The organism is Kribbella sp. VKM Ac-2569 (assembly GCF_004216905.1).
GTDB lineage: Bacteria > Actinomycetota > Actinomycetes > Propionibacteriales > Kribbellaceae > Kribbella.
The window spans coordinates 765,088-780,819 of sequence record NZ_SGXJ01000004.1 but is presented as its reverse complement, the minus strand read 5'-3'; the positions used below and the strand labels follow the sequence as shown (position 1 = coordinate 780,819).

Annotated in this window: 12 protein-coding genes; 7 read left to right on the top strand and 5 right to left on the bottom strand. The window is 67.9% G+C overall.

The window, feature by feature from the left end; all coding sequences use genetic code 11:
- Positions 1 to 139: 139 nt before the first annotated feature.
- Both EV649_RS30410 and EV649_RS30405 read left to right on the top strand, forming a co-directional pair.
- Positions 140 to 1,855 carry a glycosyl hydrolase family 18 protein gene (locus EV649_RS30410; RefSeq protein ID WP_130387027.1) on the top strand — a complete coding sequence of 572 codons (1,716 nt, stop codon included), beginning with the start codon at positions 140 to 142 and terminating at the stop codon, positions 1,853 to 1,855.
- A gap of 28 nt (positions 1,856 to 1,883) precedes the next feature.
- Positions 1,884 to 3,425, top strand: a complete 1,542-nt coding sequence (locus EV649_RS30405) for a cellulose binding domain-containing protein (RefSeq protein WP_130387026.1) — start codon at positions 1,884 to 1,886, stop codon at positions 3,423 to 3,425.
- A 33-nt stretch (positions 3,426 to 3,458) separates the two neighbouring features.
- Here the strand turns inward: EV649_RS30405 and EV649_RS30400 are convergent, their stop codons facing one another.
- The gene (locus tag EV649_RS30400; protein ID WP_241998831.1) at positions 3,459 to 4,241 is read right to left on the bottom strand and encodes a hypothetical protein; all 783 of its coding nucleotides are present in this window, start codon (positions 4,239 to 4,241) and stop codon (positions 3,459 to 3,461) included.
- 88 nt (positions 4,242 to 4,329) lie between these two features.
- Complete coding sequence (locus EV649_RS30395) at positions 4,330 to 5,217, bottom strand: LysR family transcriptional regulator (RefSeq protein WP_130387025.1); 888 nt, start codon at positions 5,215 to 5,217, stop codon at positions 4,330 to 4,332.
- Positions 5,218 to 5,288: 71 nt separating this feature from the next.
- On the opposite strand from EV649_RS30395, the gene EV649_RS30390 reads away from it, so the two are divergent.
- Positions 5,289 to 6,500: an MFS transporter gene (locus EV649_RS30390; RefSeq protein WP_130387024.1), complete on the top strand. Its 1,212-nt coding sequence runs from the start codon at positions 5,289 to 5,291 to the stop codon at positions 6,498 to 6,500.
- Between the two features lie 4 nt (positions 6,501 to 6,504).
- Positions 6,505 to 6,954 carry a YbaK/EbsC family protein gene (locus tag EV649_RS30385; protein WP_241998830.1) on the top strand — a complete coding sequence of 150 codons (450 nt, stop codon included), beginning with the start codon at positions 6,505 to 6,507 and terminating at the stop codon, positions 6,952 to 6,954.
- A gap of 6 nt (positions 6,955 to 6,960) precedes the next feature.
- On the opposite strand, the gene EV649_RS30380 is transcribed toward EV649_RS30385, so the two are convergent.
- A complete protein-coding gene (locus EV649_RS30380; RefSeq protein ID WP_130387022.1) occupies positions 6,961 to 7,863 on the bottom strand; it encodes a LuxR family transcriptional regulator in 903 nt (300 codons plus the stop codon).
- 2 nt (positions 7,864 to 7,865) lie between these two features.
- Positions 7,866 to 9,539, bottom strand: a complete 1,674-nt coding sequence (locus EV649_RS30375; protein ID WP_130387021.1) for a glycoside hydrolase family 18 protein — start codon at positions 9,537 to 9,539, stop codon at positions 7,866 to 7,868.
- Between the two features lie 417 nt (positions 9,540 to 9,956).
- On the opposite strand from EV649_RS30375, the gene EV649_RS30370 reads away from it, so the two are divergent.
- The gene (locus EV649_RS30370; protein ID WP_130387020.1) at positions 9,957 to 10,754 is read left to right on the top strand and encodes an HAD-IB family hydrolase; all 798 of its coding nucleotides are present in this window, start codon (positions 9,957 to 9,959) and stop codon (positions 10,752 to 10,754) included.
- Between the two features lie 283 nt (positions 10,755 to 11,037).
- Here EV649_RS30370 and EV649_RS30365 read toward each other — a convergent pair whose 3' ends face one another.
- A complete protein-coding gene (locus EV649_RS30365; RefSeq protein WP_130387019.1) occupies positions 11,038 to 11,811 on the bottom strand; it encodes a Fic family protein in 774 nt (257 codons plus the stop codon).
- 24 nt (positions 11,812 to 11,835) lie between these two features.
- Here EV649_RS30365 and EV649_RS30360 point away from each other — a divergent pair, with 24 nt between their 5' ends.
- Positions 11,836 to 13,917, top strand: a complete 2,082-nt coding sequence (locus EV649_RS30360) for a CDP-glycerol glycerophosphotransferase family protein (RefSeq protein WP_130387018.1) — start codon at positions 11,836 to 11,838, stop codon at positions 13,915 to 13,917.
- A 114-nt stretch (positions 13,918 to 14,031) separates the two neighbouring features.
- Positions 14,032 to 15,714 (top strand): arginine--tRNA ligase, encoded by a 1,683-nt coding sequence (gene argS / locus EV649_RS30355; RefSeq protein WP_241998828.1) that lies wholly within the window; start codon positions 14,032 to 14,034, stop codon positions 15,712 to 15,714.
- The last annotated feature ends 18 nt before the right edge of the window (positions 15,715 to 15,732 follow it).

Below are 15,732 nucleotides of genomic sequence, written 5' to 3'. Positions count from 1 at the left end.
TTGTCGGGTTTCCGTCAGCAGCGGGAACCCGCCACGACGAGCCCGCGACCAACCCGCCGGGAACGGTTACGGTTCCTTTCGAAGCGTCTTTAACTAAATTTCACCGGACCGCTTCCGCCCCATCGCTCCGGAGGAACAGATGAGTCGATTGCGCATGCTCGCCGCCACAGCCACTGTCGCGGCCACCGCCCTGATCACCGCCGCCGGCGTCTCTCTCGCGAGCTCGGACGCCACACCGGCCAACGCAGCCGTCGCGGCGCCACAGGCGACCAGCGGCGGCGTCAAGACGGCGTACTTCACCCAGTGGGGGATCTACGCCAACGCCTTCTATCCGAAGAACCTGATCACCACCGGAGCCGGCGCGAAGCTGGACTTCCTGAACTACGCGTTCGCCAACATCGATCCGGTCAACCACACCTGCTTCATGGCCAACAAGGCCGCGTCGCAGGACGAGAACAACCCGAACGCCGGTGACGGCGCCGGGGACGCGTTCGCCGACTACGGCAAGTCGTACGGCGCGGACATCAGCGTCGACGGGGTCGGTGACGTCTGGAACCAGCCGATCCAGGGGAACTTCAACCAGCTCAAGAAGCTCAAGGCGAAGGTGCCGAACCTGAAGATCCTGATCTCGATCGGTGGCTGGACGTACTCGAAGTACTTCTCCGACGCCGCCTCCACCGACGCCAAGCGCAAGGCCTTCGTCAGCTCCTGCGTGAACATGTTCCTCAAAGGCGACCTGCCCGTGATCGACGGCTTCGGCGGTCCCGGTACGGCGGCCGGCATCTTCGACGGTATCGACCTCGACTGGGAATACCCGGGCTCGCCCAACGGTCACGTCGGCAACCACTACAGCGCCGCCGACAAGCAGAACTTCACACTGCTGCTGGCCGAGTTCCGCGCACAGCTGGACGCGTACGGCGGCCAGACCGGCAAGAAGTACTACCTGACCGCCGCGACCCCTGCCGGCCAGGACAAGATCGCCACGATCGAGACCGACAAGATCGGGCAGTACCTCGACTACAACAACGTGATGACGTACGACATGCACGGCGGCTGGGAGGCCACCGGGCCGACGAACTTCCAGGACCCGCTCTACACGGCGCCGAACGATCCGAGCAACCCGATCCCACCGGGTCAGGGCAAGTACTCGGTCGACTCCGCGGTGAAGGCGTGGACCACCGGAGACCCGGCGTACGGCATTCCGGGTGGGTTCCCGGCGAACAAGCTGAGCATCGGATATCCCTTCTACTACAGGGGATGGAAGGGTGTGCCGGCTACCGACAACGGTAAGTACCAGACCGCGACCGGACCGGCCGACGGACATGCGCTGAGCGGCAACGTGCCGGGGGTCTCGTTCTACAAGGAGCTCACCGGCTTCGTGGACAACCCGTCCGCCACGCACTTCGACGACGCCACCAAGTCGTCCTGGTTCTACAGCAACGGCACGTTCTGGTCCGGTGACAACGCCCAGTCGATCAAGGCGAAGGCCGACTACCAGCACTGCAACGGGCTGGCCGGCGCGATGATGTACTCGCTCGAGGCGCTGGACCCGGGGGTCACCCTCTTCAACAACGTGGTCGACTCCGTCAACGCCGACACCGCCGGCTGCAGCGGACAGCCCACTACTCCGCCGACGACGCCTCCCACGACGCCGCCGACCACACCGCCCACGACTCCCCCGACGACGCCGCCGACCACACCGCCCGGCACGGCAACCCCGTGGGCCCCGAACACGACGTACGCGACCGGTGCGCTCGTGAGCTACGACGGCGTCACCTACAAGTGCATCCAGGGCCACACGTCCCTGGCCGGCTGGGAGCCGCCGAACGTCCCCGCACTCTGGGGCCGGGTCTGATCACGTACCGCCCACTGATCGGAGCATCATGAAACGCATCACCTTGGCGATAGCGGCCATCACGGCCGTGGTCATCGCCCTGCTGACCGCACAGGCAGCGAACGCGGCAGGTGTCACTGCCAGCTTCACCAAAGTGTCCGACTGGGGCAGTGGCTTCGAGGGCAAGGTGACCGTCGCCAACGGCACCACCAGCTCTCTCAGCACCTGGTCGGTCGCGCTGGACTTCCCGTCCGGCTACACCGTCAGCTCTACGTGGGACGCCACCCACACCAGCAGCGGACAGACGCACACGTTCACACCGCCGAGCTGGGCCGGTCCGCTGGCTCCTGGCGCGACTGTCACGTTCGGCTTCAACGGCAGCCCGGGCAACTTCCCCGGTCTCGCCGCGTGCCGCTTGAACGGCGGCTCGTGCTCAGGTGGCGGTGGCGGCACCGTCCCCGGTGCACCCACAGGTCTCTCCGGTACGTCGTCCGCGTCGTCGGTGAGCCTCACGTGGTCGGCCGCGTCCGGTACGACCAGCTACAACGTCTACCGCAACGGCGCGAAGGTCGGCAGCCCGACCGGTACGTCGTACACGGACTCCGGGCTCACCGCTAACACGACGTACAGCTATCAGGTGAGTGCGTCGAACAGCGCCGGTGAGGGCGCGAAGAGCAGCACCATCTCCGTCAAGACCGGCACCGGTGGCGGGAACACGGGCACCAAGCAGGCCGCGCCGTACCTCTACATGGGCTGGGGCGACCCGCCGAACCCGGCGACCGTGATGAACGCGACCGGTATCAAGTGGTTCACCATGGCGTTCATCCTCTCGTCCGGTGGCTGCGACCCGGCCTGGGACGGCAGCCGCCCGCTGCAGGGCAGTGCCGATGCCAACGCGATCGCCCAGATCCGCGCGGCCGGTGGCGACATCGTGCCGTCGATCGGCGGTTGGAGCGGCAACAAGCTCGGACCGAACTGCAGCACCCCCGAGGCGCTGGCCGGCGCGTACCAGCAGGTCATCAACGCCTACGGCCTGAAGGCGATCGACATCGACATCGAGAACTCCGACGAGTTCGAGAACGAGGCCGTCCAGGACCGCATCCTGAATGCGCTGAAGATCGTCAAGCAGAACAACCCGGGGATCCAGACCATCCTCACCTTCGGTACGTCGACGACCGGTCCGACGTACTACGGCAACCGGCTGATCGACCGGTCGAAGGAACTCGGCGCGAACATCGACATCTTCACGCTGATGCCGTTCGACTTCGGCAGCTCGAACATCTACAACGACACGGTCGGCGCGTCCCAGGGCCTGAACAACAAGCTGAAGGCCACCTTCGGCTGGTCCACCGCGGAGGCGTACGCGCACCAGGGCGTCTCCGGCATGAACGGTCTGTCCGACCAGCAGGAGATGACCACGACCGCGACCTGGCAGAACATCACCAACTGGGCGAAGAGCAACGGGCTCAGCCGGCTGGCGTTCTGGTCGGTCAACCGTGACCGCGGCTGCGCCGGCGGCGGCGTGGTGTCCAACTGCAGCGGCATCGCCCAGGCCGACTGGGACTTCACCCGCATCACCGCAGGCTTCTGACCAAGACGGCTGGGTGCGGCGTCAGCGCCGCACTCAGCCGGCCCTGATCGCTTCGATGATCAGGCCGTTGCGGGCGTTCTGCCCGAGTGGCACCGACGGGTGCAGGCCGTCGCGGAGCAGGCGGGCCAGGCGGTTGGGGCTGGAGGCCAGGTGCTCGGCCCAGTGCACGATCCGCAGGTTGTCGTAGCGACGCTGGGCGTCGGCGAGCTGCAGGTTGATCCAGGCGCTGTTGCGCTGGTCGGAGACCTTGATGTCGGGGCCGTGCGCGGTGCGGGCCGCCTGCACGTTGACCCAGTAGACGATCCGCTCCTCGCCGACGATCCTCATGGTCCGGTCGACCTGGGCCTCGACGGCCGGCGGCGTGAAGATGTCGTTGGACCCGACCGACATCAGGATCCGGTGCGGGAGGCCGTACTGCTGCGCCCAGAGGTCGAGTGCGTCGACCGCGGGCGTCACCGGGCGTCCGGCCCAGTTGTGTACGGCGATGCTGATCCCGAGCTGGGTCAGCTGCCGGGCGAGCGCCGGCCCGTCCTGGACGCCGATGCTGTCGCCGAACATGAAGACGCCGTCGGTCTCCCGGGTCCTGCGGATCTGCTGCTCGTTAGAGATCGCCCGCGCCTGGCGCTCCCAGGCACCGAGCACGCCCGAGCCGTAGGCGCCGAGGGCAAGCTGCCCGGCCGCGGTGTCGAGGGGGGCTGCCGGGGAACCTGGGACCGCCTCCGCCGCAGTGGCGGCGACCGTCGACGCAGCCGCCGCGGTCCCGGCCGCGAACAGCAGCCGGCGACTCGGCCGGAACGAACCCAGACGCTTCCTCACGAGGGCAAGGGTGCGGGGGAAAGCCCTCTCTGTGCAAGTCGACACCGCGAAATTGGGACGAACGCTACGGAAGTCACGGCCAATGCAGTCAACTGGTCGTCACCGGACGCGATCGGACGAACGTACGGAATCGTTCGGCCGCCGGCGTCAGCGGCATGCTCAGCCGCCACGCCATACCGATCTCCCGCCGGGCCCGTACGCCGGCCAACGGCACGGACACCGCGCCGCTGTCATTCCCACGGACCGCACCGGCCGGAAGAATCGCCACACCGAGACCGGCGCCGACCAGGCTGTCGATCGTCGCGAGGTCGGTCGCCTCGAACGCCAGCCGCGGACTGAACCCCGCCTCCTCGCACAGCCGGTCTGTCACCCGCCGGAAGCCGAACCCGGGCTGCAGACCGACGAACGCCTCGTCCTGCGCCGCCTCCAACTCGACCCGGCGCCGGGACGCCAGCGCGTGACCGGGCGGCACGTGGAGATACAGCCGCTGCCGCTCGAGCAGGTGCCAGCCGAAGCGCGCCGGGTCCGGCCGGGGCGCGATGATCGCGATCTCGGCCTCACCGCTCTCCAGGTCCTGGACGATGTCGTGCGCCGGCTCCTGCCGCAGCGCGAACCCGATGTTCGGCGCCACCGCGCGGAAGGCCTTCAGCAGGTCCGGCATCAGGCTGGTCGCGACCGAGTGCAGGAACGCGAGCCGCACCGTGCCGGACTCCGGGTCGAGCAATGCGTCGATCCGGCGCTTCGCCGTGTCCACCGCCGCGGTCCCTGCCCGCGCCGCATCCAGCACCAGCCGCCCGTACGGATTCAGTCGTACGCCGCGACGCTCCCGCTCGAACAGCGGCACCCCGAACGCCCGCTCGACCCGCTGCAGCGACCGGGACAGATTCGGCTGACTCGTACCCAGCGCGGCCGCCGCCTCGGTGAGGTGCTCGGTCTCCGCGAGTACGACGAACCACCGCAGATCCTCGACATGCATGCGAGAAGCGTATCGAATCCTGCTGAGATAGACATTTTACGTATCGCTCCAGCCGTGCGACCGTCGAAGACATGCACCAGTCCGTCGCCCGCCAGACCGGGTACCTGCCCGGAGACCCGGAGTACCGCAAGCTGTCCGTCGCACTGTTCGCGGCCGGGCTGGCGACGTTCGCTCTCCTCTACAGCACGCAGCCGCTGCTGCCCCAGCTGGTCGACGCGTTCCACATCTCGCCCAGTCAGAGCGCGTTCAGCGTGTCCTTCGCTACCTTCGGTCTCGGTCTGGCGTTGTTGATCGCCGGTCCGGCGTCCGAGGTGCTCGGCCGGACCAATCTGATGCGCTGGTCGGTCGCTGCGACGTCCGTGTTCGCGCTGCTCAGTGCGTTCGCGCCGACGTGGCACCTGTTGCTCGCGCTGCGCGGTCTGCAAGGAATCGCGATGGCCGGGCTGCCTGCGGTCGCTATGGCGTACCTGCGCGAGGAGGTGCACCAGGACAGCCATGCACGCGCCAGCGGCCTCTACATCGCGGGTACGGCGGTTGGCGGTATGGCGGGCCGCCTCATCGCGGGCGGGTTGTCGGACGTCGGCGGGTGGCGGTTCGCGACCGCCGGGATCGCCGTGGTCGGCGTACTGTGCGCGGCTGTGGTCTGGCTGTTGCTGCCCGCGTCCAGGAACTTCCACCCAAGCGCCGCGCGACCACACGACTTGTTCCGCGTACTACGTGACCCTGCGCTGCTCGCGCTGTACGGGATCGCTGCGACAGCGGTCGGCGCGTTCGTGGCTGTCTACAACGGAGCGGTGTTCCGGCTGTCAGGTTCGCCGTACGAGCTAAGCGCCGGCGCGGCCGGACTGGTCTTCTGTGTCTATCTCCTCGGGTCAGCCGGGTCGGCTACGGCTGGCACGCTCGCCGATCGCTACGGGCGGCGGGCCGTGGTGCCGATCGGGTGTCTGATCACGCTGGCCGGTGTGGCGATCACTCTGGCGGCTCCGCTGCGGCTGATCGTGCTGGGGCTGGCTGTGATGACGGCGGGCTTCTTCGCGGTGCACGGGGTCGCCAGCGGCTGGGTACCGGCCCGGGCGCATGCAAGTGGCGTCGGGACCGGACAGGCGTCGAGCATGTACCTCTTCTCGTTCTACCTGGGCTCCTCGGTCTTCGGGGGCCTTGCCGGTACGGCGTGGAGCCGCGCCGAGTGGACCGGGGTGGCAGGAGAGGCCGCTGGGCTGTTCCTCATCACGCTGATCCTCGCGGTCCTGCTCCGGAATGTTCCCAGCAAGGTGCAAAACTAGCCGGGTGACCAAGGCGACCGATGCGGCTGATCAGTTGGGGCTCACCTACGAGGTGACCAGGCATGGCCGGGTGAACTCGCTGGAGGAGGCCGCGGCGGCGCGCGGCATCGAGCCGGCGCGGCTGATCAAGACGATCGTGGTGCGGCTGTCCGACGACGACTACCGGTTCGTGCTGGTACCAGGCGACCGCGAGATCGCATGGCCGAAGCTGCGGACACTGCTCGGCGTGAACCGGATCTCGATGCCGGACAAGGACACGGCGTTCGACGTCACCGGCTACGTCCGCGGGACGATCACGCCGCTCGGAAGCACGCGCGCCTGGCCGGTGATCGCGGACGAGCGGATCACCGGCACCATCTCGATCGGCGGTGGGGATCATGGGGTGGGGATCACGGTGGACGCCGAGGCCCTGACGAAGGCCCTGAGCGCCACCGTGGCGGACGTAACCGACTGAAAACGGCTAGACGAGCAGCCCTTGCTGCCCGGCCCGAAGGCCGGCTTGGAAGCGGGTGGTGGCGTCCAGGGCTTTGAGGATGCGTTGCATTCGGCGTTCTACGGTGCGTTGAGCCACGCCCAAGCGGCGGGCGATGGCTTGGTCTGTCAGTCCGGCTGCCGCCAGAGACAGGAGCTGCTGGTCGTCCGCCGTGAGTGGACCTTCGGAGACCGACGGGGTGAGAGGACTGGCCTGTCGCCACAGCAGGTCGAACAGGCACAGCAGGGCGTCCAGGAGGCTCGACGGCCCTAGCTCTACGACGACGTCCGGCCCGGTCGGGAGAAGAGCGGTGCGCCGGTCGACGACGACCAGTTTCAGCGGCACGTCGCGCAGCATCCGGCAGCAGCCCGACGACCGGGCCGCGACCAGATCACCAGGCTCGGACAGTGAGGCCATGTCGTAGATCATGCGGTAGGTCACCCCATGGGTGGCGAGCACGACGTACGGCAACCGGTCCAGCACGAGTACTTCGTCCTGTGCGCACTGTTGCGCCTGGTAGAACCGCTGGGCGATCGCTTCGGCGCCACGGATGACCGTGAACGCGTCCGGCTGTCTGAACTCGGCCGTCAGCGCCGCAGCACCCAGCCGGGCCTCCACGATCGCCGCCTGCTTCCGCAGCGCGAGCAGCTCGACCGCAGCCTCGGGTACGGCCGGCACGTAGCGGGCCGGCCGGCCTGGCGTCCGGGACGCCAGGCCGAGGGACAGTAGTGACCTGAGGTGCCGGCCGACGCGATTGGCCGGCCAGTCGACTGACAAAGCCAGAGAGGTCGCTGTGGACTCCGGGCGGGCCAGAAGCGCCCGGTAGAGCTGCTCATCCTCTGAGCAGACACCGAGCGCCTCCAGCAGGGGAGCCGGTCGATAGCTGTGCATGATCAGGGCAGCGCGTGCACGTGGCCGCCGACCTGGGTCGCGAACTGGTTGCCGTTCGACGCGTCCCAGTTGGTCGACCAGGTCATCGCACCGCGCAGCGACGGCCACGGGGTGCTCGGCTTGTAGTTCCCGCACCCGGTGCCCTTGGTCAGGCAGTCCAGCGCATTGTTGACGACAGTCGGCGACACGTACCCGCTCCCGGCCGCTTGCGACGACGCCGGCAGGCCGAGCCCGACCTGGTCGGGACGCAGGCCGCCCTGCAGCATGATGCAGGCCTGCGCGGTGATGAAGTCCACCGAGCCCTGCGAGTACACCTGGCCGTCGCAGCCGTTCATCGAGCCCGAGTTGTAGTACTGCACGTTGACGATGGTCAGGATGTCCTTGATCGCCAGCGCGAGCTTGAAGTACTCGAACGACGTGCTCTGCATGTCGATCGTCTGCGGCGCCATGGTGATCACCAGCCCGCTGCCGAACTGGCTCTGCAGGCTCTGCAGCGCCTGACCCATGTACTGCGCGTTGACCCCGTTCTCCAGGTCGATGTCGATCCCGTCGAACCCGTACTCACGCAGCACCGAGAGAGCGCTCGACGCGAAGTTGGACGCCGCCGTCGGGTCGGCGACCGAGATGGTGCCGTTCTGACCGCCGACGGACAGGATGATCTTCTTACCGGCCGCCTGCTTCGCCGCAATGTCCGCCTTGAACTGCGCGACCGTGTACCCACCGAGCCCGGCGCTGTCCAGGTTGAACGTGATGCCGCCCGGCTTCGACGGGTCCGCGTCCGCGAAGGCCACCGCGATCAGGTCGTACGCCGCGGGTACGTCGGAGATCTTCTGCACCGTCGCACCGTTGCTGAAGTTCTGCCAGTACCCGGTGAGCACGTGGGCGGGCAGGTTGCCGACGGGTGGGTTGGTGCCGCCGTCGGACGTGGTGCCCGACACGACCGCGCCGTACGGCGAGCAGTTGCCGCTGGTGTCACACGCCCGAACCTTGAACGAGTAGCTCGTCGAAGCAGTAAGCCCTGTAGCGGTCCAGCTGGTCACGTTGCCGACGCTCTGCGCGGCCCCGGTCCCCCGGACGACGTCGTAGTGGTCGATGCCGTTCGCGTCGGACGCGGCGGACCAGGTCAGCTTCAGCGAGCTCGAGGTCGGGCTACCGACCGCCAGACCACCCGGGGTCGACGGCGGCGTGGTGTCCTGCGTCCCACCAGGTCCGTCCAGTACGACGTCATCGACCTGGTACGCCGGGAGCGCGTACCAACTGTGGACGTAGATCGTCACGGAAGAACCCGTGGAGGTGAACGGGACGGTCAACAGGCTCCAGCCGGAACTGGTCGTCCACGTCGAGGGACCACCGTCCACACCGAGGTAGACGTTCGATCCCTTCACCCACGCCGACAGGGTGTACGCCGTATTGGGCTGGACCGCTATCGACTGGGAACACCGGGCGATGTCACCGCCACTGGGCGTCGCCTCGAGGGCGTACGAACCGGAATGCGGCGCGGACGTCGTGACGCCGCCGGCCGGACACGACCAGCCGGAGAGCGTGCCGGACTCGAAGCCGGCGTTCGTGACGAGATTGGCGGCCGCGGAGGCGGAACCGGGGACCAGGAAGGCCATGACAACGGCGAGCAGGCTGATGACGACCGCTGCCTGGGGGCGGTGTGCAGGCGGTTTCATGCCTTACAACCTGTGACTGCCCAATTACATTGTCAAGACCCTACATAAAGTGAGAACGCTCCCACGCGCAGAAAAACGAGAATCTTTACGCTTACTTGGCTGATCGGAGAAAGGCGACGGCCCCCGGCGGGGGGGTGACCGGGGGCCGTCTTCGGCCACGGGCTCGGGGGGAGGAGCCGGGGGCCGTTCAGGAGGCGACAGTCTGCCACTGTCAGGGAGTTTGTACCCCCCGAGATTGGGCTTCACACATCTCAGTTCGATTTCAACCGATTACGTGTCACCCAGGCGCCAGTCCCGCCCGACAGGGCGCTTCCAGACCAGTGTCACTGTCACACTGCCGACTAGTCTAACGGGATACCGGCCCACGCAAAAGCCCGGGTCCCCCGGCGTTTCTCCCGGCTGCCTATCCTCGACTGCATGGCGCATCCCGGGACGGCTCGATCCGCGGCTTTCTTCGATCTGGACAAGACCATTCTGGCCCGCTCGAGCACGCTGGCGTTCTCGCGGCCGTTCTACGCCGGCGGCCTGATCAACCGCCGGACCGTGCTGCGCAGCGCCTACGCGCAGTTCGTCTACCTGCTCGGCGGCGCGGACCACGACCAGATGGAGCGAATGCGCGAGTACATCTCCGCGATGTGCACCGGCTGGGACGTCTCGACGGTGCAGGCGATCGTCGCCGACACCCTGGACCACATCGTCCGCCCGATGATCCACGTCGAGGCGGTGGAGCTGATCGAGCAGCACCACGCGGCCGGCCGGGACGTGGTGATCGTGTCGTCGTCCGGCGCCGAGGTGGTGGAGCCGATCGGCGCGATGCTCGGCGCCGACCGGGTGATCGCCACCCGGATGGTTGTTGCCGACGGCAAGTACACCGGCGAGATCGCCGAGTACGCGTACGGTCCGAACAAAGTGACCGCGATCGAGGCCCTGGCCGCGACCGAGGGCTACGACCTCACAACCTCCTACGGTTACTCGGACTCGATCACCGACGAGCCGCTACTGGCCGCCGTTGGGCACCCCCACGCAGTCAACCCCGACAAGGCGTTGCGCCGGGTCGCGGTCGAGCGTGGCTGGCCCGTCCTGGAGTTCGCGGAGCCGGGCGAGCGGGCAGGTTTCCCCGCCGTACGACGCCCCGCACTGGCAGCCGGCCTGGTCGCGGCGATCGCCGCCGGAGCACTGCTGCTGGCCTCCCGGCGGCGGTCCCGGACGAGCTGAAAGCTGAAGCTAGCTTCATTGTTCTCAACTCCATGAAGGACTCCGCATCCCCTTCCCAGAAAGGGGTTTCAGGAGTACAAAGGAATCAACAAAGGGCCTTAGGGTCCGGTAGAGATTGCACGGCAACCCAGGTACCCACGCGGCGACCAGCCCATCCCAAACGGGCAGCGCGACCCAGGCTCGTCCTGTGGCGGCAGACAGGTGCACGCATGGTAACCAGGGTGACGTGCCAGCGACGGCGTTCTCACTGGAGAGCGCCGTTCGCACGTTCCCGGCAGCGCCCTCAGGAAGACAGCGGCGAGAGCTCGGCACCTTTTGTCACGACCTCGCAGGACCGCAGCAACCAATCACGAACCCCGGTCAATCCTTGCGCTGTGTAGTCGGTAAGACCCGACGCATAGGTCGCCCGCAACACATAGTGACCACCCTCCGGGACCGTGACCGCCACCGGATCGATGCCCCGGGCAACCAACAGCAGGCGCTCGGCGGCCCGGGCCACCAATCCGTTGGCCGCCGGGAACGGTCGCAGTACGGCGAGCTCGGCGTGCACGATCGCCGCGACGACGAGACCGGGCGCCTTGGTCGGACGGGTCAGGTTCTGCGCGAGGGCGCTCAGCCGCTCCCACATCTCGTCGGCACCGGGCGCCGGCGGCAGCCCTGGGATGTCGTCCGGCAGGGGTTCCGCACTGGTCCGGAGATGGCCCAACTGGTCCTCCGCGACCAGATCGGCCGCGGCCAGTTGGTGCAGTCTGGTCCAGACCTGCACCGGCGCCTTGTCCACCTGCGGCGCGAGCGTCATCAGCTCACTGGTCATCCGGACCGCGCCGGAGGCCAGTCCGTCGGCGGAACCCCGGCGTACGTCGTCCGGCGTGGAGGTGCTGCCGGCGAGCGCCGCTGAGGCGTGCGCGCCCCGCAGCAGGGCCTCGGCGGTCATGTCCGAACCGACCCGGCGCAGCCCGCGATCCCGGAGCAGTACGTCGACCGCGTCCCGGGCCGCCCGCGCCGCAGACCCGACCCCCTCCAGACCGGCCAATGGCTCGAACACATCAGTACTCATAGCTGCACCCTAGGATGACTAGGCATGGCGCTCGGCACCGTCCCCAGGTTCAGCATCGTGGTCCCCTGCCATGCCTCGCGGGCCTGGCTGCGGCCGTGTCTGGACTCGGTGCTCGGGCAGTCGTTCACCGACTTCGAGGTGATCGGGGTGGACGACGCCGATCCGGACGGCTCCGGCCGGATCCTGGACGAGTACGCCGCCGCGGACGCGCGGGTCCGGGCGGTGCACCTGGACGAGAACGTCGGCCTCGGGTTGGCCCGGAACGCCGGCCTGAAGGAGTGCCGCGGCGAGTACGTGCTGTTCCTGGACGCGGACGACGTCTACTCGCCGGGGTCGCTCGAGGCGATCGCGGGCCGGATCGACGCCACGACGACCCACCGGGGTCAGCCGGACATCGTGCTCTTCGACTACGAGCGGGTCTTCTGGGACGGCCGGGTCATGGGCAGCCAGCGGCACGACGCGTTCGCGCGCGAGGGCGCCGGGGTGTTCACGGCGGCCGAGCGGCCGATCTTCCTGACCTTCCTCGAGGTGGTCTGGAACAAGGCCTACCGCCGCCAGTTCCTGACCCGGCACGGATTCGCGTTCACGAGCGGCTTCTACGAGGACGCGCCCTGGACCTACTCGACGATGCTGACGGCGGAGCGGATCGCCACCCTGGACCGGGTCGTCGTGCACTACCGGCAGCACCGGACCGGCGGCAACATCCACGCCACCAGCGGCCGCCGGCAGTGGGACATCTTCGACCAGTACGACCGGGTGCACGCGTTCATCCAGTCCGACCCGGAGCTGGCCGGCTGGCGCCGGTTCACGTTCGACCGGTCGCTGGACCACATCCTCGCCGTACTCGCGAAGCCCGAGCGGATCGACACCGACGACCGGGCCGAGTTCTTCCACGCGGCGCACGCCTTCGCCAAGCGCTGGAAGCCGGAGGGGTACGGCGCCGACCGGACCGCCCGCGGGTTCAAGCGCTGGCTGCTGATCCACGACGACTACGCGACCTACTCGACGCTCAAGCTGAGCGCCCGGATGCTCCACGTCCCGAGCGCGGGCAAGACGGTCGGCAAGCTGCTGCGGCGCGGCAAGCTCGACCCGAACCTGGTCGCGTACGCCGCCTACTGGTTCAAGCAGTACGCCTGCAACCCGCGCGCGATCTACGAGAAGGCGGCCGAGCTGGCACCGCACCTGCGCGGGGTCTGGGTCGTCGACAACGAGCACGTCGGCGCGATCCCGGAGGGCATCGAGTACGTCGTCTCGGACTCCCCGGCGTACGAGAAGCTCCTCGGCAAGGCGACGTACTTCGTCAGCAACATGAACTGGCCGAAGAACCTGGACAAGCGCGCGGGCCAGATCCACCTGCAGACCCAGCACGGTACGCCGCTGAAGACCGTGACCTTCCCGGACGAGGGCAAGGACGAGGTGATGCGCGAGGTCGACCGCTGGGACTTCAACCTGTCCTCGAACCGGTACTCGTCGGAGATCTGGGAGCGCACCTACCCGTCGTACTTCGAGGAGCTCGAGTACGGCTATCCGCGCAACGACTGTCTGCTGACCGCGACGCTCGACGAGGTCCGTGCGATCCGGGCCGGGTTCGGGTACGACGACTCGCACCTGGTGATCCTGTACGCGCCGACGCTCCCCGATCGGGTCGACCTGGACCAACTCGCGGCCGCCGCAGGCGAGCACGCCCGCGTCCTGGTCGCGTCGCAGCATCCGCGGATCGAGGACCTGATGCTCGCGGCCGACGTCCTGATCTCCGACTACTCGTCGATCACCTTCGACTATGCCAACCTCGACCGGCCGATCCTGCTGCACCTCGATCAGAACAGCCGGCGTGACACGTACTTCGACGTTGCCGAGTTCCCGCCCGGCGTGGTGGCACGGTCCGCGGAGGAGCTGTACGCCGCGCTCCGGAACGGCGCGTTCGCGGCACCCGAGGCGGCCAAGCACCGGCACCTGTACCGGGAGAAGTTCTGCGAGTTCGACGACGGGCGCGCGGCAGAACGCGTCGTACGGCGGGTGTTCCTGGGCGACACCGACGTACCGGCGATCACGCCGTTGGCCGAGCGGTCACCGGCACCGTCGGCGTACTTCGTGCATAATGGCTGACATGTCGATCAGCCTGAAGCCTGTCCACGCCCGGCGCGTGCGCTTCAGCCTGCGACGACGCACTGTCTGAACACCTCAGCCTGTTCCAGTCGCGTCTCCTGAAGGACCTTCGTCATGTCCGCAGTTCTGCCTGTCCTGTCCACCAGACTGTCCGCTGCCGCGGCGGCCGCCTTCGGTACGTCGTACGATCCCGAGCTGCGGTCGAGCACCAAGCCGGAGTTCGGCCACTACCAGAGCAATCTCGCACTCCGGATCGGCAACGCCCTCGGCCTGTCGCCGCGGGACGTCGCCGCACGCCTGGTCGCCGCGCTGCGGATCGAGGACCTGTGCCGCACACCAGAGATCGCCGGCCCCGGGTTCATCAACCTGACATTGCTGCCGGAGACGCTGGCGAAGGCGGTCAACGAGCCGGAATCCTTTACCAGCAAGGGACAGCGGGTCGTCGTCGACTACTCACAGCCCAATGTCGCGAAGCAGATGCATGTCGGCCATCTCCGGTCGACGGTGATCGGCGACGCGTTGTGCAACGTGCTCGAGTTCGCCGGGTACGACGTGGTTCGGCAGAACCATGTCGGCGACTGGGGCACGCAGTACGGGATGATGATCGAGCAGTTGCTGGAGGAAGGAATCGCGGCGGAGTCCCTTGATCTGGAGGGATTGCAGCGGCTCTACGAGCGGAGCCGGAAGCACTTCGATGCCGATGGCACCTTTGCCGGCAAGGCGCGGCTGCGGGTCGTCGCGTTGCAGTCGGGTGATCCGGAGACGCGGGCGATGTGGCGGCACATGGTCGACGTGTCGCTGGACGACTTCGACAAGGTGTACGAGTTGCTCGGCAGCAACCTCGAGCGAGCCGATGTCGTCGGCGAGAGCGCGTACAACGACGACCTGCCGCGGGTCGTGGCCGAGCTCGAACAGCAAGCGCTACTGACCGAGTCCGACGGGGCGATGTGCGCCTTCCTCCCGGGATTCCTCGGTCGCGACGGCGATCCGCTGCCGGTCATCGTGCGGAAGTCCGACGGCGGATTCGGCTACAGCGCGACCGACCTCGCCGCCGTACGGCATCGGGTGAGCACGTTGCACGCGGACCGGATCGTGTACGTCGTGGACCACCGGCAGGCCCTGCACTTCGACATGATCTTCACGCTCGCGCGGACCGCCGGCTGGCTCCCGACAACTGTGCCGGCGGAACACGTCTCGTTCGGCACCGTACTCGGGCCGAACGGAAAGCCCTTCAAAACAAGGGAAGGCGGCACCGTCAAGCTCGTCGACCTGCTGGAGAGCGCGGTCGCCCGGGCCGACGCGCTACTGGCCGGCCGGGAGGGCGTCGACCGGGCCGCGACCGCGCGGGCGGTGGGGATCGGCGCGGTCAAGTACGCCGACCTGTCGAGCGACCGGGGCAACGACTACGTGTTCGACCTGGACCGGATGGTCGCGATGACCGGCAACACCGGCCCGTATCTGCAGTACGCGCACGCCCGGCTCACCCGGCTTCTCTCCAAAGCAGGGGCAACAGGTGAGCTCACCGAACTGAAGGACCCGGCCGAGCAACGGCTCGCCCTCCTGCTCACGGGCTTCGCCGCGACTGTCGAGCAGGTCGCCGAAACGCTCCAGCCGCACAGACTCTGCACCTACTTGTACGACGTCGCGTCCGCGCTCTCCAGCTTCTACGAGCAGTGCCCGGTGCTGAGCAGTGAGGGCGCGACCAGAGCAAGTCGGATCGCCCTCTGCGCGGCGACACGGAAGGTGTTGCAGGATGGACTCGGCCTGCTGGGCATCGAGGCCCCCGACGCGATGTGACCCACGTGGAACTACGGA

Coding starts and splice junctions, on each gene's coding strand:
- EV649_RS30395 (WP_130387025.1), bottom strand. CDS start 5,217: ATGCATGTCGAGGATCTGCGGTGGTTCGTCGTACTCGCGGAGACCGAG.
- EV649_RS30390 (WP_130387024.1), top strand. CDS start 5,289: ATGCACCAGTCCGTCGCCCGCCAGACCGGGTACCTGCCCGGAGACCCG.
- EV649_RS30410 (WP_130387027.1), top strand. CDS start 140: ATGAGTCGATTGCGCATGCTCGCCGCCACAGCCACTGTCGCGGCCACC.
- EV649_RS30360 (WP_130387018.1), top strand. CDS start 11,836: ATGGCGCTCGGCACCGTCCCCAGGTTCAGCATCGTGGTCCCCTGCCAT.
- EV649_RS30380 (WP_130387022.1), bottom strand. CDS start 7,863: ATGCACAGCTATCGACCGGCTCCCCTGCTGGAGGCGCTCGGTGTCTGC.
- EV649_RS30375 (WP_130387021.1), bottom strand. CDS start 9,539: ATGAAACCGCCTGCACACCGCCCCCAGGCAGCGGTCGTCATCAGCCTG.
- EV649_RS30365 (WP_130387019.1), bottom strand. CDS start 11,811: ATGAGTACTGATGTGTTCGAGCCATTGGCCGGTCTGGAGGGGGTCGGG.
- argS (WP_241998828.1), top strand. CDS start 14,032: ATGTCCGCAGTTCTGCCTGTCCTGTCCACCAGACTGTCCGCTGCCGCG.
- EV649_RS30405 (WP_130387026.1), top strand. CDS start 1,884: ATGAAACGCATCACCTTGGCGATAGCGGCCATCACGGCCGTGGTCATC.
- EV649_RS30370 (WP_130387020.1), top strand. CDS start 9,957: ATGGCGCATCCCGGGACGGCTCGATCCGCGGCTTTCTTCGATCTGGAC.